Here is a 25,214-nt window from a genome sequence, read left to right as displayed (position 1 = left end):
GCAGCGTCAGGTAGGGCGCAACCAGCGCCCACTCCTCATCGGAAACATCGGACGGATACAGCTTGCGGGTCGCGCTCATCCCCGCTCATCTGAGCATCAGCCCGACCCAGGTCCATAACAGCCTCTAAGCATGTGATCGGGACACATAGGACTACTGAGAAGCGTAACGGTAGGTTGCAGCGCCGCGAAAAGTTGGGAATGGTCGCGGCGGATTTCGCTCTGTGTCATGCGGGCGGATCGGCGCTCCCGTCGTCAGAATAAGCTGACGTTTAGGCTGGAAGGCATCATGATCGACACAGGAGGGTCCGAACCGGCTGATACCGACTCTCGCGTCACCGAGCCGGCGCAGCTCCTCGGTCAGATTGCCGAAGCTTTAGACCTGCCCGTATCCACCTTTCGTCGGCCCCGTGCCACCGCGTCGAGCGAAGGTCCGACGGCGAGCGAATGTTCGAAAATCCTGGCGTCCTTCGTGCGCATCCGTGATCCGGATGTCCGCCGGCAATGTCTGGCGATGATCGAGCATTGTGCCGGGGGCTGTGACGAGGCCAGTCCCGCTGTGCGCTCCCGCACCTGAGCGCGGTGAGAGCGGCGCGCGCGCCGTGCTATAGGGGCACCCGCCTTCGAAAACGGCCCGCCGGCCCGGGCAGGCCTACCGAACCATCGCAACGCCTTTGCAAGCGGCATTCGCCCTCGCTGGAGCGGCGATTGTTGTCGCACGATGCTCCGTATTCCACTCAGGCCCTGATGCCGATCATCTCCATCTCGAAGCTGTCGAAGACGTACACGTCCGGCTTCACCGCCTTGAGCGAAATCGATCTCCGTATCGAGCGCGGCGAGATCTTCGCCCTTTTGGGCCCGAACGGCGCCGGCAAATCGACGTTGATCAACATCGTCTGCGGGATCGTTACGCCGAGTTCAGGCACGGTCACAGTGGACGGTCACGATATCGCTGCGGATTATCGCGCTGCGCGCCGAGCCATCGGTCTCGTTCCGCAGGAACTGACCACCGATGCCTTCGAGACCGTACTGAACACCGTGAGCTTTTCTCGCGGGCTGTTCGGGCTGCGACCCGATCCGGCGCATATCGAGCGGATCCTGCGCGCCCTGTCCCTGTGGGACAAACGCGACAGCCGTCTCATGACTCTGTCCGGCGGGATGAAGCGCCGGGTTCTGATCGCCAAGGCTCTGTCGCACGAACCCCGGGTGCTGTTCCTGGACGAGCCTACCGCGGGCGTCGACGTGGAACTGCGTCAGGACATGTGGGCCCTCGTCCGCGACCTACGCCAGCAGGGCGTCACCGTCATCCTCACCACCCATTACATCGAGGAGGCCGAGGAGATGGCCGACCGCATCGGGGTGATCCGACGCGGCCAGATCATCCTGGTCGAGGAAAAGGCCGCCTTGATGCGCAAGCTCGGGCGCAAGCAGCTCACCTTGCAGCTCCAGGCACCGATCGCCGCGGTTCCGCCTGACCTATCCGATTACGAGCTCGCGCTCGCCGGCGACGGCCGTGAGCTGGTCTACACGTATGACACACGCGCCGAACGGACCGGGATCACCGGGTTGCTAACCGGGCTGGCGGCCGCCGGCATCCGCTTCACCGATCTCCATACCGAGCAGAGCTCCCTGGAGGACATCTTCGTCGGCCTCGTGCGCGAAGGGGAGACACGGGCATGAGCGACGCGATGAGCATGAACTGGCCGGCGGTTCGGGCGATCTACCGGTTCGAGATGAGCCGTTTCTGGCGGACCGCAGGGCAGAGCATCCTGGCTCCCGTGATCTCGACGACCCTGTATTTCGTGGTCTTCGGTGCCGCGATCGGCTCCCGGGTCTCTGCGGTGGACGACGTGCCCTACGGGCTGTTCATCGTGCCCGGCCTCATCATGCTCTCACTGCTGACCCAGAGCATCGCCAACGCCTCGTTCGGGATCTACTTCCCGCGCTTCGCCGGCACGATCTACGAGATCCTGTCGGCGCCGATCTCGCCGCTAGAGGTCGTGCTCGGCTTCGTCGGCGCGGCGGCCTCGAAGTCGATCCTGATCGGCCTGATCATCCTGGCGACCTCAGCCCTGTTCGTCCCCCTGCGCATCGATCACCCATTCTGGATGATCGGCTTCCTGCTGCTCACCGCGGTCACGTTCAGCCTGTTCGGCTTCGTCATCGGACTCTGGGCGGACGGGTTCGAGAAGCTGCAGCTGGTGCCGCTCCTCGTGGTAACGCCTCTGACCTTCCTGGGTGGCAGCTTCTACGCCATCAACATGCTGCCGCCGTTCTGGCACGCGGTGAGCCTGATCAACCCGGTCGTCTACCTGATCAGCGCGTTCCGCTGGGCCTTCTTCGGCAAGGCGGATGTGAGCATCGCGATCAGTCTCGGCATGACGACCCTGTTCCTGGTGATCTGCCTTGGCCTCGTCACCTACATCTTCCGCACGGGTTACCGTCTGAAGAGCTGACGTCAGGGCTGCGCGGCGAGGAAGGCCAGCACGCCATCCCGGTGCGGCTTGGCGCCGACCGCCGTGGAGTGGTCCTTGCCGTCGATCTCCAGCGCGCGCGCGTCCGGAATCAAGGCGGCCAGCGCCGGGCCGGAGCCTGCCACCGTGTCCAGGGTGCCGACCGAGACCAGCACCGGCACCTCGATCTGAGCGAGTTCCGCCCGGCTGAGCGTCTGCCGCGAGCCGCGCATGCAGGCGGCGAGTGCGCGGAGATCGCTTCGGGTCTGCTCCGCAAACGTCCGGAAGGCGGCGGCGGTCGGGTTCAGGGCCGGTGTACCGGGGGGAGCCTCAAGCGCTTCCGAGATCCCGGAGGGGAGACCCTTGCCCTCGATCAGATGCATGCCGAGACCGCCGATCAGGGCGGAGCGCACCCGATCGGCATGGTCGAGGGCGATATGGGCGGTAATCCGTCCGCCCATCGAGTAGCCCATCACATGGGCGCGCTCGATCCCGAGATGGTCGAGCAGCCGCACCGCGTCCCAGGCCATGGCCTCGGAGCTATAGGCTGCCGGATCGTACAGTTTCTGGCTCTCGCCGTGGCCGCGATTGTCCAGCGCGATCGCCCGGTATCCGGCCTGGGTCAGGGCCCGAACCCATTGGGTGTTGACCCAATTGACCGCATGGTTGGAGGCAAAGCCGTGGATCAGCAGGACCGGCGTCCCGGCTGTGGCAGCCGGCGGGACATCGATATAGGCGATCCGCACCCCGTCCGAATCGAAGAAATCCATACCACGCAACCTATGCCTTCGAAGCTCGGCCCCCGCTTAGACCAGCCAACCGCGCATGGGCAACGCGGATGCGTCCGCTTGCCGGACGGGGCACGGGCTGGCACACCGCCCCGGTTATGACCGATACCAAGCCCTACGGCACCTACGAACCGGCCGGACTCGTCGCGGCGATCACGCGTCGAACGAACCGGATCCCGGCCGAGTCCTGGTACGGGCGGCGCCTGGCACTGTTCCTGCGCCGGATCGCCATCTCGCGACTGGGTGGCAAGCCCCTCGACGTGACCCGCTACGGGGCCCGGATGCGGCTGCACCCCTACAACAACAACTGCGAGAAGAAGGTGCTGTTCACGCCGCAATTCTTCGACCCGCAGGAGCGGGCGATGCTGCAGCAGCGGCTGGCGAAGGACTGCGTGTTCCTCGATATCGGGGCGAATATCGGGGCCTACGCGCTCTGCGTAGCGGCATTCTCGGGCCCGGCGGCCCGGATCGTCGCGGTCGAACCGCAGCCCGACGTGTTCGAACGTCTGACCTACAACATCGCCCAGAACCCATTCCACACGGTGAAGGCGGTCGCCTGCGCGGTGGCCGACAAGGCCGGCGAGCTGACCCTGTTCATCGACCCGCGCAACCGCGGCGAATCGAGCCTGCGAATCGTGGGGACCAACGAGGGTGCCCGGATCACCGTGCCGGCGATGACGCTCATCGCCCTGCTGCGGGCCGAGGGCCTGACCCGCGTGGACGCGATCAAACTCGACGTGGAAGGTGCCGAAGACCTGATCCTTGAGCCGTTCCTGCGCGAGGCACCGGAAGCGCTTCTTCCACGCATCCTCCTGATCGAGAACGGTACCGGCCAGTGGCAGATCGATCTTCCGAAGCACCTTGAGGGATTTGGCTATCGCGAGATCTCGCGCTCCCGGCTGAACCTGATGTTCGAGCGCGACACCCCCATCAGCGCGGCGTGATCACAGGGATCTCGTCGGTGATCGCGACGCCCGCGGGGCTCACGGCGCAGCGATAGGCGCGCACCTCCACGCCCGCGGCGCGCGCTTCGCGGAACGCCCGGTCGAAGGACGGGTCGATGTCCCGGGCGACGTCGAACGCCTCCGCGTGCATCTGCACCACGATGATCACCAGCGCTTGGCCGCCCTCGGCGACCACCTGAGCCAGATCGCGCATATGCCGGGCGCTGCGGGCGGCGACGCAATCGGGAAACTCGGCGAGACCCGGGCGGCGCATCAAGTGGCAATTCTTCACCTCGACGTGGCAGGGACCGGCGGTCGCGCCGCTCGCGACGAAATCGACCCGGCTGGCCTGCGCATAGCGGACCTCCGGTCGGAAGGTGTGATGGCCGGCGAGCAAAGCGATCAGACCTAAGTGAAATGCCTCGGCCACCAGCGCGTTCGGGCGCAGGGTGTTGATGCCGACCCATTGCGGGCCGCCCGGCAGGTCGGCCTGCACCAGTTCCCAGGTCAGCGGGAGCTTCCGAGCCTGATTGGTTGAATGGGAGAGCAGCACCGGTCGGCCAGGCTGCTTCAGGCCAAGCATCGCGCCGGGATTGGGGCAATGGGCCGTAACAACTCCGTCTTCCGTCTCGACATCTACCAGAAAACGCTTGTAGCGCTGCACGAGCCGTCCCGGTGTGAGCGGCGCGGCGAAGAGCATCGATATCTCCGGGTTCGTGTGGTCCGAGCGGGCGACCGCGCTATCTGCAGACCATCCGCCGTCGAAGGTGTCACCGCTGCGGCGGCGAGACCGATGCGCGCAGGATCGTCAGCCGGAGTCGAACCGGCCGCGGCCATCCCTCCCACCTCAGAGTCCCATGGACCAGCCTTCCGATTCGATCACGGCCGCGATCCTCGTCATCGGCGATGAGATCTTATCGGGGCGTACCAAAGACAAGAATATCGGCACCATCGCCGACTTCCTCACCGCCGCCGGAATCGACTTGCGTGAAGTGCGGGTCGTGCCGGACGAGGCCGCCATGATCGTGGAGGCGGTGAACGCCCTGCGGGCGCGCTACAGCTACCTGTTCACCACCGGCGGGATCGGCCCGACCCACGACGATATCACCGCCGATTGCGTGGCCGAGGCGTTCGGAGTCGGCATCGACATCGACGAGCGCGCGCGCGCGATGCTGCTGGAGCGTCACAAGCCCGAGGATCTGAATGCGGCGCGGCTGCGCATGGCCCGGATCCCGTTCGGTGCCGATCTGATCTCCAATGCGGTCTCGAAAGCTCCAGGCTTCCGCATCGGCAACGTCCACGTCATGGCTGGCGTGCCGAGCGTGATGCAGGCCATGCTCGACGCGATCGCGCCGACCTTGAAGGGGGGCGCCGCGATGATCTCCGAGACCGTCGAAGCGGGGGGATTGCCCGAGGGTCAATACGCTGCGGACCTTGGCGAGATCGCGAAGGCGCGGCCGGCCGTGTCGATCGGCTCTTACCCGGCAATGACGCCGGAGGGTTTTCGCAATCGGATCGTCGTTCGCAGCCGGGATACGCACGCCCTGGCGGAAGCGCGGGAAGCGGTCGCGGCGCTGGTGGCACGGCTGTCGGCCTGAGATCCCACCGTCACGATCGGATTGCGTCACGGAGCTGAGTGAATGATCCAAGACCAGAACGACCGTGCCGATAAGGAGGCCCGGCGCGACGAGTTGCTGAAGGAAGTGTCCGAGATCGGCCGCCCGGACGCCTACGTGTTGCACGAGGTGATCCGGCTTGAAGGCGACGAAGAATTGCGCCGCCACAGCCTTGCGCTGTTCCTCTCAGCGTTCGCGGCGGGCCTGAGCATCGCCCTATCACTGATCGTGCCCGGGGTACTGAAGAGCCGGCTGCCTGAGGCCGACTGGGCGAAGGTCGTGACCACGATGGGCTATTCGGTTGGCTTCCTGGTTGTCGTCCTGGGTCGCCAACAGCTGTTCACCGAAAACACCGTCACGCCGATCCTGCCGCTGCTACACGACCGCTCGATCAAGACGGCGTTGCGCGTGGTGCGGCTCTGGCTCATCGTTCTCTGCGGCAACATATTGGGAACACTGGCCATCGCCACGGTGGTGGCCCATGCCGGTGCCTTCGAGCCGCCTGTGCTCAAGGCCTTCGCGGAGATCAGCCATGACGCGATCGCGCATGGGTTCTGGTCCACCTTCGTGAAAGGGGTGTTTGCCGGCTGGATGATCGCCCTGATGGTCTGGTTTCTGCCAGCCACCGGCAGCGCAGCCCCCTTCGTGATCCTGCTGATGACTTGGCTGGTCGCGCTCTGCGGTCTTGCCCACATCGTCGCCGGTTCGGTTGAGGCCTTCTACCTGCTGGTGACCAGCGCGGCCTCGCTGGAGGATTACGGGCTGCGCTTCTTCCTGCCGACGCTTCTCGGCAACACGATCGGCGGTGTCACCCTGGTAGCGGTGCTGAACTACGGTCAGGTCGCGCCGCAGGTCGAGGAGACCAAGGAAGTCGAGGGCGAGCGCACCGATTGACGGGCACGTCAGTCAAGGCTCACCGACGGACTGATGAGGTGGTCGAGATCGTCGAGGATCCAAGTCATCGTTCCGCGGAGAGGCCCATAAAGGCCAATCTGGTGCTGCCGGTACAGCAGGTCATGGGTGAGCCGCGCGGAAAGGCCGTTCAGCCGGCCTCCGCCAAACGTGTAGCGCCCGAGAGTGCCCCAGCCGTTGAAATCGGCCAGGGAGACGATGGCCCCCTTTTCCACGTAGTGAAAGGCTGGCAGCTCCCCCGCGACCGTATCGCCCCGAGCCAGCGCGCGCCCGAGATGGGACGCGAGATGCTGCGCTTGCTGTCGCGCCGCCTGGGCGGTGGCCGGGACCGCTTTGCCGGTCTTGAGGTCGACCTGACTGGCACAATCCCCAAGGGCCAAGATCGCCGGGTCCCGGGTTGTGCGCAAATCGGGACCGACCACAAGTTGGCCGGTGCGCGAGCGTTCCAGTCCCTCGACCGCGCCCAGCACGTCTGGCGCCTTCACGCCGGCCGCCCAAACCTTGAGCCCGGCCGAGATGCGGCTGCCGTCCTTCAGGGTAAAACCCGCCGCGTCGGCCCCCGTGACCATGGCGTCGGTCCGAACCTCCACGGCAAGATCTGACAGGGTCCGTGACGCCGCGCGGGAGACCCGCTCCGGAAACGCCGGCAGGAGGCGTGGTCCGCTCTCGATCAGGGTCAGGCGTAAGCGTTGCGGCAGATCGGGAGAGCCGTAGGCCGAGGCCAAGTTGATCGCGTGCTTCAATTCTGCCGCCAACTCGACGCCGGTCGCGCCACCGCCGACGATCGCGATCTCGAGCCTCTCCGGGCTGTCGAGCCGAGCCAGAAGATGGCGCCGCAAGTGCCGGTGGAACGCCTCGGCCTCGGTAAGATCGTCGATGGTCAGGCAGTGCTCGGCCACCCCGGGGGTACCAAAATCATTGGCCCGGCTACCGATGGCGAGCACCAGGAGGTCGTAGGCAAGATCGGCCTGCGGCTGTCCCTGCGCCGCCTCGACTGCGAGCCGAACCCTGCGGATCGACCGGTCGATCCCCATCAGGGTGCCCGGCTGGAACCGGAAACCGTTGCGACGTGCCTGCGCAAAGAAATCGACTTTCTGCCGGTCGGGCCGGGCCGTGCCGGCCGCGAAGGTGTGCAGCATCGGTTTCCACACATGGGACAGGCTGCGATCGGCCAGTACAACGTCGGCCTTGCCGCCACGGCCGAGGCTGGTCGCCACCTCGATCCCTGCGACCCCGCCGCCGATGATCACGATCCGCGCTTTGTCCGCCATGCCGTCTCCAGGATTGCGTATTCCCGGTGAACGCGGGGCGGAAGCCGATGTTCGTGGCGCGCGGCCTGGCCCGGACTGAAATCCGGCTGGAGTTCAAAACAGTCCGTTCAGCACCGAAAATGCGCAGGGAGACCGCCACAATAACAGCGCCCCGCTGGCAATCTGGAATGCCTGACACATGCCTTTGATCGAGGGCCTTTAAACGCGCTTTCTGGCTGCACGCACCACTGCGAGATACCAATCATTAACCATTTAATTATTGATTTAGATAGGTGATACACACACGTTTCTGTCCAATTTAGCGGAATATCTGCCTAGCAGGGGCGGTTTGAATGGTCGATCTCACCGGTTACCGCCTGACGTTCGACGACGAATTTAACACGCGCAGCATTTCCCTGACCGGCGCAGGCACCACCTACGCCGACACGCGCGCCGAGTGGCGGACGACCGACGACAGGTCCGATATCGGGTTCGGACGGTCATCCTTCGTCGATTCCTCCTCAGGCTACGATCCATTCAGCTTCCAGAACGGCGCGCTATCGATTACAGCCGTGCCGGACCGGACCGCGTACGGCTTTCCCGGCAGCTGGGAATCCGGCCTGATCACCACCCAGGGCAACTTCTCACAGACCTACGGTTACTTCGAGATCCGAGCCGACTTCTCGAACGATTCGAATGCTTGGGACGCGTTCTGGCTGTTACCGAACCAGCAAAGTTCGAAATCGGGCAGCACCAATGGTCACCAAGAGCTGGATGTCGTCGAGCATTATGGCAACAACGACAAAGGCGTCTACAGCACGATCCATACGACCGATCCGCAGAACGGCATACCTTGGCAGACAAATCGCCAAGTTTACAGTGAGATGGCCAATCCATCCGGCTATCACACCTATGGGGTGAACTGGCAGGCGGACAAGATCAGCTTCTACGTCGACGGTCAGTTCACCGGGTCACAGGATACGCCCTCTGACCTTCACAGCCCAATGTATCTGATCGCCAACCTCGCGGTCCGCAGCGAGGGGACGGCAACGGGCAGCCCGATTACCTCGAACATCGACTACATCCGGGTCTATTCAAACAGCACGAACGCAGTCGCCGTCCCGCAGGGCCGGGTTTCGCCTCCGGATGGGTACGATCCGGGCGTCTATGGCGCCACCGCCGCCCGCCAGAACCCGACGACATCGCTTGGGTCATCACCCGTGAGGGGAGGGGCATCTGCGCCGTCAACCGCGTCCGGCGCCGCCACATCGTCGCCTGCAACCGGTACAGCTGCACCCGTCCCTGCGAGCGGTGTTGCTACGGAACCGGCGGGGACAGGAGCCTCAACCGGATCGTCGTCGGCCACTCCCGCACCTTGCTACTGCACCGGCACCCGAATCCTCACCGAACACGGCGCGATAGCCGTCGAAGACCTTCAGGTCGGCCAAAGGGTGGTGACCGCGTCGGGACAGCGCCGCCCCATCCGGTGGATCGGGACGCGCCACTACCCGGGCCCGACCGTGCCTCGAGCCGACCGGCCGGTACGGATCCGGGCAGGAGCCCTGTCGGACGGCGCACCCGCTCGCGATCTCCGGGTCTCGCCAGACCACGCGTTCTTGCTGGACGGCATGCTCGTCGCCGCTGGTCATCTGGTCAACGGTAAAACCATTACCCGTGGAGAGGCGGCCACCGACCTGACCTACTGGCACATCGAACTCGACGCCCACGACATGCTGCTGGCCGAGGGCGTTCCGGCAGAAAGCTTTTTCGCGGCCGCCGGCTTGCGCGCGCAGTTCGACACCGCACTCGCGCAGCCGAGCACGCCATCACTGAACACACCTTATGCCGAACGCGTGGAAGAGGGCCCCGCGCTGAAAGCCCTCGTCCGCCGCCTGATTCTCCGCGCAGGCCTCTCGGTGGAAGCGCCTCAATTCGGTTCGCTGCGCGGCAACCTCGATCTTTGCGAGTTCCGCAACGGCGATGTGCGCGTCGCCGGCTGGGCGCAGGATACCGCGTATCCCACCGGCCCGGTCTGCCTCGACGTCGTGGTGGATGGGACCGTCGTCGCGATGACACTGGCTGATCTCGACCGACCGGATCTCGGTGCGGCCGCGATCGGGCAGGGCCGGCACGGCTTCGACCTCGGGCTGGAGGAGCGTCTTGCGCCGGGGGTAACGCACACCGTCACCGTCCGCCGTTCAGCGGACGGCGCGATGATCGGCACCATGGTGCTCGATGCCGCTGGCGCATGGCACCGGGCACAGGTCGCCTGACCTCGGATAGGGCCGCCATGACACTGCGTGGCAGTATCGACGTGCTCGGCCATCGTCGCGTCATCGGCTGGGCCTGGGAGACGGATACGCCGGACATCCCCGTGGTGGTACTGATCGCGGTCGAACGGCGCGTCCTCGGACGATGCCGGGCAGACCTCTTCCGAGAGGATCTCGCCGTGGAAGGCCTCGGAACCGGCCGTTGCGGCTTCACACTGGACCTGCCGGTCGGCTTGCTCTCACCGCGTCAGGACTACGCGATCAGCGTCCGACGCGAGGGAGACGGGGCGCATCTGCCTGGTTCCCCCTACGTGCTGGCGGCACCGTTGAGGATTGTTCGCGCGCCGTAGCCCCGCATCGAACCTCGGGACATCTCGCCTCAGAGCGCACGAAAAAAGCCGCCCGAAGGCGGCTTCTCATCGGCTGATCCGTTCTTAACGATCAGGATCGGAGTCGGGTCCGGACCTCACCGAGGCTGGCACGGATCAGGCCTTGTGCCGCATCCCCCTGCATGCGCTCCCGCAGGATTGTCTCGGAAACCTTCACGGCGGCATCAGCCGCCGCAGCGCGAACCTGGGCCTCAGCCTGCGCTTCAGCCTGGGAGATCTTCAGCTCAGCGGCCTTGGTGCGGCGGGCCAGGAAGTCGTCGAGCTTGCGATGACCTTCCTCGGCGGCGCGCTTGGCCTCCTCGCGGGCGCCAGCCACGATCGACTCGGCCTCCTTCTCGGCCTCGGCGCGGCGGCGCTTGTAATCCGCCAAAACGGCGGCGGCCTCCTCGCGCAAGCGCTTGGCCTCATCGAGTTCGTGACGGACGCGGTTGGCGCGGCCGTCCAGGCCCTTGGTCATGGCCGAGAAGGCGCCGGCCTTCCAGGCGATGCCCATGAAGATGACGAACGCGACGGCGACCCAGAATTCGGCTTCGAGCAGCATCGTGGGTTCCCGTCTAGTGTGCGGTGGCGTCGAGGGCGCGGTTCAGCGTCGCCGGATCGGGCGCCTGACCCGTCAGGCGCTCGACGATTGCCGTCGCGGCCTCACCGGCGATGCTACGGACATTGCCCATGGCAGCCTCAGTGCGAGTGCGGATCGTCGCCTCAGCGGTGGAGAGCTTGGTGTTCAGCTCCGCCTCAAGCGCCTTACGCTTGGTTTCTGCCTCAGCAGCCAGCTCATTCCGGGTCGTCTGGGCGATGTCGCGGGCCTTGCCCTGCGCATCGCGTAGAGCGGTCTCGTAGGCGAGGCCGGCAGCATCCGCTTCGGCCTTCATCGCCTGGGCCTGGTCGAGGTCGGCCCGCAGACGCTCGGACCGGGCATGCAGGATCGCCTGAATCCGCGGCAGCGCGACCTTGTCCATCAGGTAGTAGAGGAGACCGAAGGCCAGCGCGAGCCAGATCAGCTGCGACAGGAACCCGGAGGTCTCGAAGGGGGGGAACGCACCGCTATGCGCTTCCGCGTGCTCGACATGGCCAGGCACGACTTGCGTGTCGGCGCCCGGGGGCGGCGTGGTGAGGGGATTCGGCTGCGCCATGAGACCGCTACACTGACACCGTTCGCTTAGGTCACCGCCGACGCGGTGACGGAAGAAGGCGGACGCCTCGTTCGCGAAGCGTCCACCTGGTGGTCGGGCGGTAGAAGCCCGGTGGAGGCCGCGTCGACCGCGGCCCCCGAAGCGCGTCGATCAGACGGCGAAGAGCAGCAGCAGCGCGATGAGCAGCGAGAAGATGCCCAGCGCCTCGGTCAGGGCGAAGCCCAGGAGCAGGGTGGCGCGCTGGCCGTCGGCCGCGGAGGGGTTGCGAAGGGCGCCGGCGAGAAACTGACCGAACAGGTTGCCGAGGCCGATGCCCGCACCCGCCATGCCAAGGCAGGCGAGGCCGGCGCCGATGTACTTCGCAGCGACGGGATCCATGATAACTCCTGAGGCTCTTTAGATCGAAACGTGCGGTGACGTTCGCGGCGGGTGGAGCCGGCCAAGTGCGGAGGCCGGGGTGAAGCTGAGCGGCCGGGGCGTGCGCCTAGTGGCCGGGGTGGAGAGCATCGTTGAGGTAGATCGCGGTCAGCGTCGCGAAGACGTAGGCCTGAAGCGCGGCAACGAGGAACTCGAGAGCGGTCAGCGCGATCGTCAGGAACAGCGGAAGCGGCGATAGCACGCTCCAGGCACCTGCGAGAAGAAGCTGGACCACGAAGAACGCGAAGATCTTCATCGCGATGTGGCCGGCGAGCACGTTGGCGAACAGACGCACTGACAGGCTGATCGGCCGCGAGATGAACGAGATGATCTCGATCGGGACCAGGATCGCCAGCAGCGGCTTCGGCACGCCCGACGGCACGAACAGGCCGAAGAAGTGGGTGCCGTGCTTCATGACGCCAAAGATCACCACCACCGAGATCACCAAGGCGGCGAGGCCGAACGTGATGATCAGATGGCTGGTCACCGCGAAAGCGTAAGGGATCATCCCGAAGAGGTTCAGGATCAGCACGAACATGAACAGCGAAAACACCAGCGGCATGAACCGCTTGCCGCCATCGCCGGTCGCCTGGTGGAGCGTATCCGCGATGAATTCGTAGAAGATCTCGGCCAGAGACTGCATCCGCCCCGGCACCACCGAGCGCGAAGCCGTCGCCACCACGGTGATCAGCGCGATCACCCCGACGGCGGCGAACATGTACAAGGCAGATTGGGTGAAGGCGAGTTGCTGATGGCCGATATGGCCCAGCGACACGAGCGGCTTCAGCTCGAATTGATGGATCGGGTCGATCGTGACCGCCATTCCCGCTTCCGCCCCTCTTGATCCGGCGCATCGACAGTGTCGATCGCCTCAAACCTCTATCGACCGGCGTGCCTTATGGCTCCTGCCCGTCGTCTCGTCCGGGACGCGCGCCGGCAAAACCTGACACCCGCATCACGTTGTAGATCCCCGCCACGAACCCTAGCATCAGGAGGACGATCAGACCCCAGGGTTTCGTCCCGAAGACATGATCGACGATCCAGCCGAGTATGCCCCCCGCGATCACGCCCGCGACGAACTCCGTGGAGATCGTCATGGCCTGGCCAAGCGAGGAGGGCCCGGTACCCCGAGGCCGCAAGGAAGGATCGGGAGCGGCCTGCGGACGCTTCCGTTCAATCTGCGTCTCGAGACGTCTGAGCCTCGCGGAGAGTTCGCTGTCCGTCGGCGTGCCTTCGGTCTCTTTCCCGTTCCTGGAATCGTCGCCGATCACGGCTGAAACTCACAGGGCGGGAGGATCTGAAACCGGCTGGACGCCCCCATCAAGCGGGCGCACCATAGTTTCGCCTATCTTGGGTGTCAAGGCGACCTCAGTGCACAGTAAGTTGTTGATTGCGATACAATTTTTCGGTTGCAGCCGAAGCTTGGCGGCGCTGCTTCGCGCATCGCCCAGAGACGATCAAGCGCCAAGGATCGGCTTGATCACCTTCTCCATGCCCTCGATCGTCATCTCGCCGGTGTAGCGCTCACCGTTGATGAAGAACGTCGGCGTCGAATCCACCTTCAGGATATCCAGCCCACGCTGCTTCACGGTGTTGACGGCACCGTAGACCTTCTGGTCCTTCAGGCACGCCTCGAACGTCTCCTTGGTGTAGCCAGCCTGACGGAGCATCTGCTCGAGCGCATCGACCGGCTTCTGGGTGAAGGCCCAAGCGGATTGCTGGTCGAACAGCAGATCAGTGATCGGGTAATATTTGGCATCGCCCTGGCAGCGCGCCAGCATGAAGGCTGCGGTCGCCAGCGGGTCCAGCGGAAACTCGCGCAGGGTGAAGCGCACCTTGCCGGTATCGATGTAGCGCTCCTTGAGCACCGGCCAGGTGGTGCGGTGGAAGGCGGCGCAGTGCGAGCAGGTCATCGAGGCGTATTCGATGATCGTGCACTTGGCGTCGGCCGGGCCGAGCCAGACATCGCCGAGCGGGCCCGGCTGCATCAGAGCTGCCAGGTCGGCGTTCTGAGCCCAAGCCGTGCGCATCAGGGAGGGGAGGACGAGGCCGGCGCCGAGCGCGAGGCCTGTGAACTTGAGAGCGTCGCGTCGCGTGGTCATGGGCAGGCTCCGCCGGATTTAGTCGGTCTTGGCATCTTGGGCTTGGCGTCCCGGTTCGGGTACTCGGGCACGGCTTTCCTGGCAAGATGACGCAATTGCCGCTGAAACCGGCCGATCATCGCTCCGGCCGCGTCGCCACGGCAGCGATACCGAGCCGATCCAGAGCGGCACGCAGACCATCATCGTCGATCCCCGCCACCGCGCGCTTCACCTCGACGGCCCGGGACGGGTCGATGCCGGTACGTGGCGTCGGTCGGCCACCGCGGCCGACCCGGTCCTGCTGCAGCACGATGCGCGAGACGCAGGCCCAGCCGTAATGCGCGTTGATACGTTGGATCACCACCGGCGCCAGATGCTGGAGTTCGATCGCGAATACGCCTTCGACCCGGACCACCAGCGTCCCCGATTCCGGCGTGTCGGCATCCTTACGACGGCGCTTGGGCCACTCGAGCTTCGAGGGCCGGCAGTAGCGCGCGAGCCGCTCGCCCACGATCTCCGGCCAGGCGGCCAGGATATCGGTCGACGCGAAGCCCTGCGCCGCAAAGGCGGGCCCGATGCAACTCTCGATCAGCTCGGCCAGCGGTTTGACGCGCGCCATGGTGGTTTGGGCCTCGCCCCTGATAAGTCGCCGCACGTTAGCGCAGCTTCGTTTATGAAGGGAGCACGGCCCCGGCGTTGAGGGGCCCTATGATCGCCCGATCCCTACGGTTATGCAGCCTGGCCCATGCAGACCTGCTCAGCCACGGATCCCGGGTCCACTCCCGGACCACGCGCCGACGACCTGCTCGCCTGGTACGACCGGCACCGCCGGATCCTGCCGTGGCGCGCGCTCGCGGGGGAAGTGCCCGATCCCTACCGTGTCTGGCTGTCCGAAGTGATGCTGCAGCAGACCACGATCGCAGCGGTGCGGCCGTATTTCGAGCGCTTCCTGACACGTTTCCCCGACGTGACCGCGTTGGCTGAAGCCCCCGAGGAGGCGGTGATGTCGGCCTGGGCCGGGCTCGGCTACTATTCCCGGGCGCGCAACCTCCACGCCTGCGCGAAAGCGGTGGCGGCTGCGGGCTGCTTCCCCAACACGGCCGAGGGCCTGCGCAAGCTTCCGGGCATCGGCGCCTACACGGCCGGGGCGATTGCCGCGATCGCGTTCGAGCGGGCGGAGGCCGCGGTCGACGGTAATGTCGAGCGGGTCCTGAGCCGGGTCTTCGCCGTGGAGGCGCCGCTGCCCGGCAGCCGCCCGGAGATCCGCCGGCTGACCCAGGCCCTGGTGCCGCACGACCGGCCAGGCGACTTCGCGCAGGCGCTCATGGATCTCGGCGCGACGATCTGCACGCCCAAGCGCCCCGCCTGCGCGCTCTGCCCCTGGATGCTGCCCTGCCAGGCGCGGGCGCGCGGCACGCAGGAGACGTTTCCCCGCAAGATCAAAGTGGCGAAGGGCGCCCTGCGCCGCGGGGCGGCCTTCGTGGCGATCCGCAGCGGCGACGAGGCGGTCCTTCTACGGACCCGCCCGCCGGAAGGGCTGCTCGGCAACATGGCCGAACCACCGGGCAGTGCCTGGGAGCCAAATTATGACGCCGCCGCCGCCCTGTTGGATGCGCCCATCGACGCCCGCTGGAAGCGCCTGCCGGGGCTCGTCCGCCATGGCTTCACGCACTTCCCGCTTGAGCTGACCGTGTTCTCGGCCCGGGTCGCCCTTTCGACCCCGACGCCGCCCGGCATGCGCTTCACACCGCGCGCCGCGCTCAACGACGAGCCGCTGCCCGGCCTGATGCGCAAGGTACTGGCTCACGCCTTCGACCCGAAGCCGGAGCCCGAGAAGAAGCCCTTTGGTCGCCCGAAGAAGGATCCGCCGGCGATGCCGCTGCTCGCGGCCATGGAGGCGCCGATCTCGATCGAAGATCCGGAGCCGCGACCGAGCGTGCGCGCGGTGCCCAAGCCCCGGCCCAAACCCGCACCCGAGCCGCCGCCGGAGATGGACGATTTCCTGGACGCCGAGCCGGAGGCCCCCGTCGCGCCGGCGCACGCCCGGCCTACGCCGCGCCGACCAGGCGCCGCGCGACGTCGCTAGCTCCGAGTAGGAAACAAGATCCCAAAGGGCGAGCCCTTTGGGATCTCATGACCAATACGGAGAACGGCTCAGCCGTTCGCCATCGCCTGGCGCAGCCCAGCCCGGTAGCTGTCGATCACCACCGGCTTGCCGGAGCGCTCGACGTGCCAGAAGGTCCAGCCGTTGCAGGCCGGCAGCCCCTGGACCAGGGCGCCGATCTTGTGGATCGAGCCGATCACCAGACCATTGTCAAGCTGGCCGTCCGGACGCACCGTGGCGCGGAAGCGGCGGCGCTCGTCCGTGACGATCTCACCCGGGCGGATATGCCCAGCCTCGATCACCGAGAGGAACGGCACCCGCGGCTCGGCCCGCTTCGTCGGCGCTACCATGAGCGCGGCCTTCGACAAAGGCTGAACGGCGGCGATCCGCTCCCGTGCAGCCTCCGCGTAGGTGGCCTCGCGCTCGATGCCGATGAACCGCCGGCCGAGACGCTTGGCGACGGCCCCGGTGGTGCCGGTGCCGAAGAACGGATCAAGCACCACGTCCCCGGGATTGGTCGCCGCCATCAGGGTACGGGCGAGCAGAGCCTCAGGCTTCTGGGTCGGGTGGACCTTGTGGCCCTCCGCGTCCTTCAGCCGCTCCTCGCCGGTGCAGAGCGGGATGAACCAGTCCGAGCGCATCTGAAGGTCTTCGTTGCCCCCCTTCAGCGCGTCGTAATGGAAGGTGTAGCCCTTCGAGTCCGCCGAGCGCGAAGCCCAGATCAGGGTCTCGTGGGCGTTGGTGAAGCGCTTGCCGCGGAAGTTCGGCATCGGGTTGGCCTTGCGCCAGACGATGTCGTTGAGGATCCAGTAACCGAGATCCTGCAACGCGCTCCCGACCCGGAAGATGTTATGGTATGACCCGATCACCCAGAGGGTTGCGTTCGGCTTCATCACGCGCCGGCAGGCAGCGAGCCAGTCCCGGGTGAAGGCGTCGTAGGCCTCGAAGGTCGCGAACTTGTCCCAGTCGTCGTCGACCGCGTCGACACGGCTCTGGTCCGGACGCAAGAGGCCGGCTTCGCCGAGCTGCAGGTTGTAGGGCGGGTCAGCGAAGACGCAGTCGACGCTGGAGGCCGGCAGCGCGTTCATGGCCGCAATGCAATCCCCGACCAGCACTTGGTCGAGGGGGAGGGGACGCTGGGTGGGTACGAGACCCATCCGTGGCGCCGACGCGGGCCGCCCGGCACGCGAGACTTGTTTCCGGGCGACGGCGTCGGCAGCCACGGTACGCGGGGAAGCCATGGCAAACACCGGTTACGCGACTGACCGGCAGACCATGCGTCGGACACGGTAAAGGTCGCGTTGTCGAAATTGCCGGGCCGTCGTCCCGTTCTGGGGCTGCACTTTTTGCCTAGCGCCAGCTCCACCAACCGTTCGTCAGACAAAGTGCGTGTCGGGCACGGCCTTTACGCAGGCCAACTCTCGTAGCGCGGCGGCTGATCTCGCCGCCGAAGCGGATTGGAGCGGCCAATCCTTTCCCTCCGCACAAAACGACACGTTCCGGCCGATGAAGCCTCCTGCATCCAGCTGAGCGGGATGCAGGGTCACACCCAGCGCACAGCTTAGGCAAATATGCCGATCGAAGGAATGGCGGCGAGCCGGAGAAGAAGACTTGCCCAGCACCATACAAGACTGTCGGCCATAAACATCACAGTAAGGACGAAAATAAATCGAAATAAAACACCAAGTATTCCGCACGATCAGAACAAAACCGGCCAAAATGTGACCTGAACTCCCCTAAAACGCTCGCCATATTCCGGCCGATTTCTGAAACGACTGGCGCCGTCCCGGAAACAACAAGGGAATGCGGGAAGAATGACATCTGGTTTCGGTAAGTTCGTGGCCACCGTTGGAATGCTATCTGCCTTCGTCGGAACGACCCTCCCGGCTGTTGCCCAAAGCGGCGCTGCCTCTTGGTACGGGAGCGGCCAGCGCACCGCGAACGGTGAGCGTTTCAACCCCAACGGACTGACCGCTGCCCATCGCAGCCTGCCGTTCGGAACCCGCGTCCGCGTCGAGAACCGCCGGACCGGCCGCTCGGTGGTGGTGCGCATCAATGACCGCGGCCCCTTCGTGCGCGGCCGCATCATCGATCTTTCGAAGGGTTCGGCCCGCGCGCTCGGCATGGGCGGCACGAGCTACGTCTCGCTCCAGGTCTTGAACTGAAGATCCCGCACTGACGGCCTTCAGGCCGAAGAGCTTCTGAAGCCGTCCGACCTCCCGACGTTGTCTGCAGCATCGGGAGGCCCCATGTGGTGGATGAGCAGACCGGATCCAGCCGCCCCATGCCCAAACCCCTGATCGTCGATATCCCGCACGACCTCGGCCGCGACGAGGCGAAGCGGCGCCTCGAGCATGGCACTGACCAAGCGCGGGCCTTCCTGGCCAAAAGTGGCGTCACGGTCGACCAGCTTGCCTGGACCGGCGACCGCCTTGATTTCGGCGTTTCCGCGATGACCCAGAAGATCGGCGGCACGATCGATGTCGGCCCTGAGAGCGTGAGGCTCGAGGTGAAACTGCCGTTCCTGCTCGCCCTGTTCGCCGAGAAGATCCAGAAGGTGGCGAGCAAGGAGGGGAACCTCTTGCTCACCAAGAAATAGCGCGCCGGAACTCCAGCCGCAGGCCCTCGTTGCTGCCCGAACGGTGCGGGACAGCACCGCGAGCCCTCTGGAGGATATCCGTGCCAGACTTCACTCTCGCCGACCCGGGGCAAGTGCCGGAAGTTCCGCCCCAACCCGCTCCGGCGCCCGAGACACCATACGATCCGCCGCAGGCGCCGACGCAGCCACCTGGCCCCGAGATCCCCGGCAATACACCGGCCGAGGCGCCTGGCATCCAACCGCCGGAGATCCCGGTCAACGATCCCGGCCCGCCAGAGATCAGCCCGCCCACCGGGCCGGCCAATCCGATCGCCTGAGGCTTGAACGGCGGGGGCGACCCGGTTTGAACCGAAAGCCCGGCGCTGCCATAAGCCCGGTATGGCCGCTCCCCCCCTTCTGACCCTCCAGGACGTCGCGCTCACCTTCGGTGGCACGCCGCTGATCAACCGTGCCGACCTGACCATCTCGCCCGGCGAGCGCACCTGCCTCGTCGGGCGGAACGGCTCGGGCAAGTCAACCTTGATGAAGATTGCTGCCGGCCTGGTCGAGCCGGACAAGGGGCGGCTGTTCGTCCAGCCCGGCACCACGATCCGCTACCTGGCGCAGGAACCGGATTTTTCCGGCTTTACCAATACCTTGGACTTCGTCGAGGCTGGTCTGCCGCCAGGTGAATCCGCCCATCGCGCCAGGTACCTGCTGGAGAGCCTCGGCATGACCGGGGCAGAGGATCCCACGAAACTCTCAGGTGGCGAGGGGCGACGCGCGGCGCTCGCCCAAGCCCTCGCTCCCGAGCCGGACGTGCTGCTGCTCGACGAGCCGACCAACCATCTCGACCTGCCGGCGATCGAATGGCTGGAAGCAGAACTGCGCGGAACCCGCGCAGCGATGGTCCTGATCAGCCACGACCGGCGGTTTCTCTCCGCGTTATCCCGCGCCACGATCTGGCTGGATCGCGGGGAAACGCGAAGAATTGAGCAGGGCTTCTCGAATTTCGAGGCTTGGCGCGACGCTTTCTTCGAAGAGGAGGAGCGCGACCAGCACAAGCTCGACCGCAAGATCGCCGCCGAGGAGCATTGGCTGCGCTACGGCGTCACGGCTCGCCGCAAGCGAAACGTCCGCCGTCTCGGCAACTTGCACGAGCTGCGCCAGAATCGCCGCGACGTCCGCCGTCCGGTGGGCAGCGTCAGCATGAACGCCTCCGATGCCGAGTCCTCGGGCAGCCTCGTGGTCGAGGCCCGGGATATCGCCAAAGCCTATGGCGAGCGGACCATCGTGGATGGGCTGTCGCTGCGGGTGATGCGCGGCGACCGGCTTGGGATCGTCGGGGCCAACGGCGCCGGCAAGTCGACGCTGATCAATCTGCTGATGGGCCGGCTGGCCCCCGATTCGGGGCAGGTCGTGCTCGGCACGAACCTGATGCCGGTGGTGTTGGATCAGGCCCGGGCGACGCTGGAGCCCGGGATGACCGTCACGGAAGTGCTCACCGGCGGCAGCGGCGACAGTGTCACGGTGAACGGCCAGAGCCGCCACGTGGTCGGCTACCTCAAGGACTTCCTGTTCAGCCCCGAGCAGGCCCGGACCCCGGTCTCGGTGCTGTCCGGCGGCGAGCGCAACCGCCTGTTGATCGCCCGCGCGCTGGCGCAACCGGCCAACCTCCTGGTGCTGGACGAGCCGACCAACGACCTCGATCTCGAGACCCTCGACCTGCTCCAGGAGATGCTCGGCGACTACCAGGGCACCCTGATCCTGGTGAGCCACGACCGTGACTTCCTCGACCGGGTGGCCAGCAGCGTGCTGGTCTCGGAAGGTTCGGGCCGCTGGGTCGAGTATGCCGGCGGCTACAGCGACATGCTGGTCCAGCGCGGGCAGGGCGTCGAGGCGCGCACGGTCGCGCCGACGAAGAAGGAACCGCGCGAGCGCACGGCCTCGGCCGCCCAGCCCGCCGGAAAGCCGAAGCTCGGCTTCAAGGACCAGCACGAGTTGAAGACGCTGCCGGCCCGCATCGCGAAGCTGGAGGCGGCCATCGCCCAGATCAAGGCGATCCTGGCGGATGCCGACCTCTACGCCCGCGACCCGGCCCGGTTCGACAAGGCCACCGCCATGCTGGCCCAGGCCGAGACCGAGCTGTCCCAGGCGGAGGACCGGTGGCTGGAGCTGGAGATGCTGCAGGCGGGATGACGCCCGCCCTTGACATATCATAGGAAATATGTCTTATAAGACCTCCGCGGGCCTGATCCCGCGGGGCCGCAACGATCGCGAACCGACCGGAACGGATGATCGCATGACCGCCTATCAGACCCTCGAACAGCGCTTCTCCCGCCTCGCGGCCCTGGAAGGCGCGGCCGGGATCCTCGGCTGGGATGCGCAGACGCTGATGCCGGACGGGGCCGCAGAGGCGCGGGGCGACCAGCTGGCGATCCTGCGCGGGCTGGCCCACGAGATGCTAACGGCCCCCGAGACGCGGGACGAGCTCGCCGCCGACGAGCAGCAGGGCGGCCTGGATGCCTGGAATGCGGCCAACCTGCGGGAGATGCGGCGGGCCCAGGCCCATGCCGGCGCCGTGCCCCGGGACTTGGTGGAAGCCAGCTCCCGGGCCGTGTCCCGGTCCGAGATGGTCTGGCGCGAGGCGCGCCGGGACTCCGATTTCGCCCGGCTGGCGCCGTACCTCGCCGAGGTGCTGCGGCTCCAGCGGGAGATCGGGCAGGCCAAGGGCGCGGCGCTCGGGCTCGACCCCTACGACGCCCTGCTCGACAGCTACGATCCCGGCATGCGCCGGGCGGTGATCGACCCGCTGTTTGCCGACCTCACCAGCTGGCTGCCGGACCTGATCGCCCGCGCCCGGGAAATCCAGGATTCGCGCCCGGCGCCGCTGCCCCTGGAGGGGCCGTTCGACACGGGCACGCAGCGCGCCCTCGGCCTCAAGCTGATGACCGCGCTCGGGTTCGACTTCACCCGCGGCCGTCTCGATATCAGCCTGCATCCGTTCTGCGGCGGCGCCACCGACGACGTGCGCGTCACCACCCGCTACGACGAGGCCGATTTCGGCCGCGCCCTGATGGGCGTGCTGCACGAGACCGGCCACGCCCTCTACGAGCAGGGCCGCCCCGCCGCATGGCGGCACCAGCCGGTGGGCGCCGCCCGGGGCATGAGCCTGCACGAGAGCCAGTCGCTCATCGTCGAGATGCAGGCCTGCCGCAGCCGGGATTTCTTCACCTATCTGGCACCGCTGCTGCGCGAGGCGTTCGGCCGGTCCGGGCCGGAATGGTCGCCGGAGAACCTGCACGCCTTGAACACCCAGGTGCGGCCGGGCTTCATCCGGGTCGATGCCGACGAGGCGACCTACCCGGCCCATATCCTGCTGCGCTACCGGCTGGAGACCGCGATGATCGCGGGCGACCTCGCAGTCACCGACCTGCCCGGCGCCTTCAACGACGGCCTGCGCGACCTGCTGGGCCTCACCGTGCCGGAAGACCGCCTCGGCTGCCTGCAGGACATCCACTGGCCGAGCGGGGCCTTCGGCTACTTCCCGACCTACACGCTCGGCGCGCTCGCCGCGGCCCAGCTGTTCCGCGCCGCCCGCGCTGCCGAGCCGGCCCTGCCGGGCTGCCTGGCGGCGGGCGATTTCGCGCCGCTGCGCACCTGGCTTCGGGCCAACGTGCACGAGGTCGGCAGCCTGCTCGGGACGGATGATCTGTTGGTCCGGGCAACGGGGGCGCCCCTGGGGACGGCGGCGTTCCGGGCGCATCTGGAGGGGCGGTATCTGGGGGGCTGAATGCCGGACGCGGCACAGGTCCCTGTTTCCCCACCGGCGAGGAAGGTCCCGTCTCGGCCTGTGTTAGGCGCGACGTGCCCCCTCTCCCGTGCGGGCTAGCGGATTCACACTTCAACAAGCTCTATCGCAAGTCTCTGAAACACAACGCGTTTCCCCTCCCCCTTGCGGGGAGGGGTCAGGGGTGGGGGTGGTGCCGGACAAGGCGCAGTGGTGCCTTCTGAGCGACCCCCACCTCCAACTCCTCCCCGCAAGGGGGAGGAGAGCGCGCCGCGCTTTCCGCAAGCCGTTGTGTGAATATTGTAGCCCGTGCGGGAGAGGGACAGGGTGAGGGATGCGACCTCTCCGAATAAACCTGGTCCCTCACCCTGTCCTCTCCGGCACGGGAGAGGGGACCCGCGCCTCGTGCGGTCAACGATGCGCCAATGCGTTAGCCGGCAGGGCAAAAAGCGTTCGTCCGCGCCCGCGCAAACCGCCCCCTATAGCTCCAGCACATCCACCGCATCCCCCAGCCGATCCCGGGCGATCTCGGCCACGTGGCGGTGGTGGGTGAACAGGATCGGCTGGACGCTGGCGCCGATCTCGGCGAGCGCGTCGAGGCCGTAGCTGGTGCGGACCTCGTCGAAGGTCGAAAACAGATCGTCGCCGATGAACGGCGCCGGCTCGGCGCGGCCGGCGTAATCCTCCAGATAGGCCAGGCGCAGGGCGAGGTAGAGCTGGTCGCGGGTGCCCTCGCTGAGCGCCTCGATCCCGACCAGCCCGCCGCCCGCGCGTTGGCCCGCGAGCTTGGGTGTGTCGGCCTCGTCGTAAGTCTGGGCGAGCCCGGTGAAGGCGCCGCCGGTGAGGGCCCGGAACAGGGCGCCGGCCCGGGCCACCAGGGGATCCTGCTGCCCCGCCCGGTGCCGGGCCACCGCCTGGCCGAGCATCAGGCCGGCGAGCCGCAGCACCGCCCAGGAGCGGGACGCGGCCTGGAGATCGGCTTCCGCCGCCTTGCGCTCGGCGGCGGCCAGCTCGGCGCCGCTGCCGCCTTCGAGCTCCGCCCGGCGCCTTTCGGCCCGGTCCCGGTCTGCGAAGATGACCTGGCCGCGCTCGGCCTGTTCCTCGGCCTCCATGGCGAGGCGGGCGAGTTCCGCCTCCACGGCCTCCGGGGGCAGGGCGTCAAGGCCGTCGCGGATCTCGGATTCGGGCAGGCCGTCGGCGGCGCCCGCGAGGCTGCCGCGCAGGCGCAGGCGCTCGGCCCGAAGCAACGCCCGGGCGTTCAGCCGGCCGAACACGTCTTCGATGGCGGGGGTCGGTGCCTCGGCCAGATCCGGCATGGTGTCGGCGACCTGACGGGTGAGGTCCGACCGGGCTGCATCGCGCAGGCCGATGGCGTGGCGCAGAGCCGTTTCCGCCTCCTCCAGGCGGCGGTCCAGCTCGGCCCGGCGGGCCTCCCGGGCCTGGGCGGCGACCAGGCGCGCCTGCAAGGTGCGGATCGCGCCGGTGGGCGGCGTATCGGCGAGGTCAGGCGCCAAAGCCTCGACCAGGGCGGCCGCACTAACCCGGAACGCCTCCATGTCCCGCCGCAGCCCCGCCGCCCGGCGCTGCAGGGCGGCTCGCTCGGCGAGCCGGTCCGGCACCGTGCGCCAGGCTTCCAGCGCACCCTCGGCCTCCTCGGGCCGGGCGGTGGCAGGCAGACCGAGGGGACGCAGCGCCTCCGTCCAGTCCGACTGCCAGGCGGCGCGGCGTGACGCGGTCTCGGCTAGAGCCGCCTCCAGCTTCTCCGCCGTCGCGGCGGAGGCGCGCAGCCGCCCGCCGGTCTCGAGATTGGCCTCCCAGCGGCTCGCGAGCGTCGCGACCCGGGCCTCGAGCCGTTCGAGCGCCTGGCCGATATCGCCATCCGGCGCCGGATCGAGCCCGGCCCGGGTGAACAGGTCGGCCAGCGGCGCCCGGGCGGATTCGATGCGGGCCTGCAGATGGTCCCGCTCGATTCGCTGCTCGGCCAGCTGCTGCTCCCCGTCGATCAGGCTCTCGGTCTCGGCGAGCCAGGCCGCCATCTCGGCCGGTGGGCCGGGGACGAGGCCGGCAGCCTGCCAGGCCTCGCGCCAGGCGGCCTCGCCCTCGGCGATCTCGTCCGCGATCCCGGCGAGCACGCTGTCGGCCTCGGCCAGTGCCGCATCCTCGACGGCGAGGCGGTCGAGATCGGCCGCGTGGGCCGCGACCCGTGCGGCGTCGGTGGCGCGCTCGTCGGCGAGGCGGTCCGCCTCGAACAGGGCGCGCTCGTAGGCGGCGAGCGTGCCAGGCTCGGTGGTCCGGCCGGCCGCGAGGGCGTCGCGCAGGGGGGCGAAGGCGACGTCGCGCGCCGCCCGCACGGAGTCGAGCCGCCCCTGCGTGGCGAGCGGCCGGCCGGCCCCGCGCCCGCGCAGGCGGGCCCCGGGGGGTCAGGCGCGGGCCCCCGCCCGCCGCCCCGGGGGGCCCGCGCCTGCCCGCCCCCTCCGCGCGCGCCGCCGACC

The 25,214-nt window shown here is 67.4% G+C and carries 25 protein-coding genes; 13 read left to right on the top strand and 12 right to left on the bottom strand.

Features of this window, described 5'->3' with window-relative positions:
• Window positions 1-286: 286 nt before the first annotated feature.
• The 3 genes from AO398_RS28530 to AO398_RS22205 all read left to right on the top strand — a co-directional run bounded on the left by AO398_RS28530 (window position 287) and on the right by AO398_RS22205 (window position 2,453).
• On the top strand, window positions 287-574 hold the full coding sequence (locus AO398_RS28530) for a hypothetical protein (RefSeq protein WP_152997611.1): 288 nt from the start codon (window positions 287-289) through the stop codon (window positions 572-574).
• Window positions 575-741: 167 nt separating this feature from the next.
• Window positions 742-1,677, top strand: coding sequence for an ABC transporter ATP-binding protein (locus tag AO398_RS22210; protein WP_058194357.1), 936 nt, complete (start codon window positions 742-744; stop codon window positions 1,675-1,677).
• Between the two features lie 14 nt (window positions 1,678-1,691).
• Entirely contained in the window at window positions 1,692-2,453 is a 762-nt protein-coding gene (locus tag AO398_RS22205) for an ABC transporter permease (protein ID WP_058194356.1), read from the top strand.
• Window positions 2,454-2,455: 2 nt separating this feature from the next.
• Here the strand turns inward: AO398_RS22205 and AO398_RS22200 are convergent, their stop codons facing one another.
• Window positions 2,456-3,220 (bottom strand): alpha/beta hydrolase, encoded by a 765-nt coding sequence (locus AO398_RS22200; RefSeq protein WP_058194354.1) that lies wholly within the window; start codon window positions 3,218-3,220, stop codon window positions 2,456-2,458.
• Window positions 3,221-3,336: 116 nt separating this feature from the next.
• Here AO398_RS22200 and AO398_RS22195 point away from each other — a divergent pair, with 116 nt between their 5' ends.
• The gene (locus AO398_RS22195; RefSeq protein ID WP_082643403.1) at window positions 3,337-4,182 is read left to right on the top strand and encodes an FkbM family methyltransferase; all 846 of its coding nucleotides are present in this window, start codon (window positions 3,337-3,339) and stop codon (window positions 4,180-4,182) included.
• Here the strand turns inward: AO398_RS22195 and sfsA are convergent.
• Window positions 4,169-4,882: a DNA/RNA nuclease SfsA gene (sfsA, locus tag AO398_RS22190; protein ID WP_058194352.1), complete on the bottom strand. Its 714-nt coding sequence runs from the start codon at window positions 4,880-4,882 to the stop codon at window positions 4,169-4,171. The genes AO398_RS22195 and sfsA overlap by 14 nt on opposite strands.
• A 157-nt stretch (window positions 4,883-5,039) precedes the next feature.
• On the opposite strand from sfsA, the gene AO398_RS22185 reads away from it, so the two are divergent.
• Window positions 5,040-5,780, top strand: a complete 741-nt coding sequence (locus AO398_RS22185) for a molybdopterin-binding protein (RefSeq protein WP_058194351.1) — start codon at window positions 5,040-5,042, stop codon at window positions 5,778-5,780.
• A 42-nt stretch (window positions 5,781-5,822) separates the two neighbouring features.
• The gene (locus AO398_RS22180) at window positions 5,823-6,692 is read left to right on the top strand and encodes a formate/nitrite transporter family protein (RefSeq protein ID WP_058194350.1); all 870 of its coding nucleotides are present in this window, start codon (window positions 5,823-5,825) and stop codon (window positions 6,690-6,692) included.
• Window positions 6,693-6,700: 8 nt separating this feature from the next.
• Here AO398_RS22180 and AO398_RS22175 read toward each other — a convergent pair whose 3' ends face one another.
• Window positions 6,701-7,981: an NAD(P)/FAD-dependent oxidoreductase gene (locus AO398_RS22175; protein ID WP_058194349.1), complete on the bottom strand. Its 1,281-nt coding sequence runs from the start codon at window positions 7,979-7,981 to the stop codon at window positions 6,701-6,703.
• A 332-nt stretch (window positions 7,982-8,313) separates the two neighbouring features.
• Here AO398_RS22175 and AO398_RS22170 point away from each other — a divergent pair, with 332 nt between their 5' ends.
• Both AO398_RS22170 and AO398_RS22165 read left to right on the top strand, forming a co-directional pair.
• Entirely contained in the window at window positions 8,314-10,233 is a 1,920-nt protein-coding gene (locus AO398_RS22170; protein ID WP_058194348.1) for a Hint domain-containing protein, read from the top strand.
• A gap of 17 nt (window positions 10,234-10,250) precedes the next feature.
• Window positions 10,251-10,580 carry a hypothetical protein gene (locus AO398_RS22165; protein ID WP_058194347.1) on the top strand — a complete coding sequence of 110 codons (330 nt, stop codon included), beginning with the start codon at window positions 10,251-10,253 and terminating at the stop codon, window positions 10,578-10,580.
• Window positions 10,581-10,671: 91 nt separating this feature from the next.
• On the opposite strand, the gene AO398_RS22160 is transcribed toward AO398_RS22165, so the two are convergent.
• The 7 genes from AO398_RS22160 to AO398_RS22130 form a co-directional block, all read right to left on the bottom strand.
• Window positions 10,672-11,157 (bottom strand): ATP F0F1 synthase subunit B, encoded by a 486-nt coding sequence (locus AO398_RS22160; protein WP_201025809.1) that lies wholly within the window; start codon window positions 11,155-11,157, stop codon window positions 10,672-10,674.
• A 16-nt stretch (window positions 11,158-11,173) separates the two neighbouring features.
• Complete coding sequence (locus tag AO398_RS22155; protein ID WP_058194345.1) at window positions 11,174-11,752, bottom strand: ATP synthase subunit B; 579 nt, start codon at window positions 11,750-11,752, stop codon at window positions 11,174-11,176.
• A gap of 150 nt (window positions 11,753-11,902) precedes the next feature.
• A complete protein-coding gene (locus AO398_RS22150; RefSeq protein WP_007566773.1) occupies window positions 11,903-12,130 on the bottom strand; it encodes a F0F1 ATP synthase subunit C in 228 nt (75 codons plus the stop codon).
• Between the two features lie 106 nt (window positions 12,131-12,236).
• Complete coding sequence (locus AO398_RS22145) at window positions 12,237-12,992, bottom strand: F0F1 ATP synthase subunit A (RefSeq protein WP_058194344.1); 756 nt, start codon at window positions 12,990-12,992, stop codon at window positions 12,237-12,239.
• Window positions 12,993-13,065: 73 nt separating this feature from the next.
• Window positions 13,066-13,440: an AtpZ/AtpI family protein gene (locus AO398_RS22140; RefSeq protein ID WP_058194343.1), complete on the bottom strand. Its 375-nt coding sequence runs from the start codon at window positions 13,438-13,440 to the stop codon at window positions 13,066-13,068.
• Between the two features lie 186 nt (window positions 13,441-13,626).
• Entirely contained in the window at window positions 13,627-14,271 is a 645-nt protein-coding gene (locus AO398_RS22135) for a DsbA family protein (protein WP_058194342.1), read from the bottom strand.
• Between the two features lie 115 nt (window positions 14,272-14,386).
• On the bottom strand, window positions 14,387-14,869 hold the full coding sequence (locus tag AO398_RS22130; protein WP_058194341.1) for a DciA family protein: 483 nt from the start codon (window positions 14,867-14,869) through the stop codon (window positions 14,387-14,389).
• A gap of 126 nt (window positions 14,870-14,995) precedes the next feature.
• On the opposite strand from AO398_RS22130, the gene mutY reads away from it, so the two are divergent.
• Window positions 14,996-16,336, top strand: coding sequence for an A/G-specific adenine glycosylase (gene mutY, locus AO398_RS22125; RefSeq protein ID WP_058194340.1), 1,341 nt, complete (start codon window positions 14,996-14,998; stop codon window positions 16,334-16,336).
• Window positions 16,337-16,404: 68 nt separating this feature from the next.
• Here the strand turns inward: mutY and AO398_RS22120 are convergent, their stop codons facing one another.
• Window positions 16,405-17,595, bottom strand: a complete 1,191-nt coding sequence (locus tag AO398_RS22120; protein ID WP_280139146.1) for a site-specific DNA-methyltransferase — start codon at window positions 17,593-17,595, stop codon at window positions 16,405-16,407.
• 612 nt (window positions 17,596-18,207) lie between these two features.
• Here AO398_RS22120 and AO398_RS22115 point away from each other — a divergent pair.
• From AO398_RS22115 to AO398_RS22100, 4 genes are all read left to right on the top strand, one after another.
• Window positions 18,208-18,519, top strand: coding sequence for a septal ring lytic transglycosylase RlpA family protein (locus tag AO398_RS22115; protein ID WP_243961010.1), 312 nt, complete (start codon window positions 18,208-18,210; stop codon window positions 18,517-18,519).
• A 119-nt stretch (window positions 18,520-18,638) separates the two neighbouring features.
• Window positions 18,639-18,953, top strand: coding sequence for a polyhydroxyalkanoic acid system family protein (locus AO398_RS22110; protein ID WP_058194337.1), 315 nt, complete (start codon window positions 18,639-18,641; stop codon window positions 18,951-18,953).
• Between the two features lie 378 nt (window positions 18,954-19,331).
• Window positions 19,332-21,131, top strand: coding sequence for an ATP-binding cassette domain-containing protein (locus AO398_RS22105; protein WP_058194336.1), 1,800 nt, complete (start codon window positions 19,332-19,334; stop codon window positions 21,129-21,131).
• Between the two features lie 103 nt (window positions 21,132-21,234).
• Window positions 21,235-22,725 carry a carboxypeptidase M32 gene (locus tag AO398_RS22100; RefSeq protein ID WP_058194355.1) on the top strand — a complete coding sequence of 497 codons (1,491 nt, stop codon included), beginning with the start codon at window positions 21,235-21,237 and terminating at the stop codon, window positions 22,723-22,725.
• A gap of 476 nt (window positions 22,726-23,201) precedes the next feature.
• Here the strand turns inward: AO398_RS22100 and AO398_RS22095 are convergent, their stop codons facing one another.
• Window positions 23,202-25,073 (bottom strand): hypothetical protein, encoded by a 1,872-nt coding sequence (locus tag AO398_RS22095; RefSeq protein ID WP_244498854.1) that lies wholly within the window; start codon window positions 25,071-25,073, stop codon window positions 23,202-23,204.
• Window positions 25,074-25,214 lie beyond the last annotated feature (141 nt).

Origin of the sequence: Methylobacterium sp. GXS13 (assembly GCF_001455965.1) — a bacterium.
Taxonomy (GTDB): domain Bacteria; phylum Pseudomonadota; class Alphaproteobacteria; order Rhizobiales; family Beijerinckiaceae; genus Methylobacterium.
This window is presented reverse-complemented; position numbering and strand designations above follow the sequence as displayed.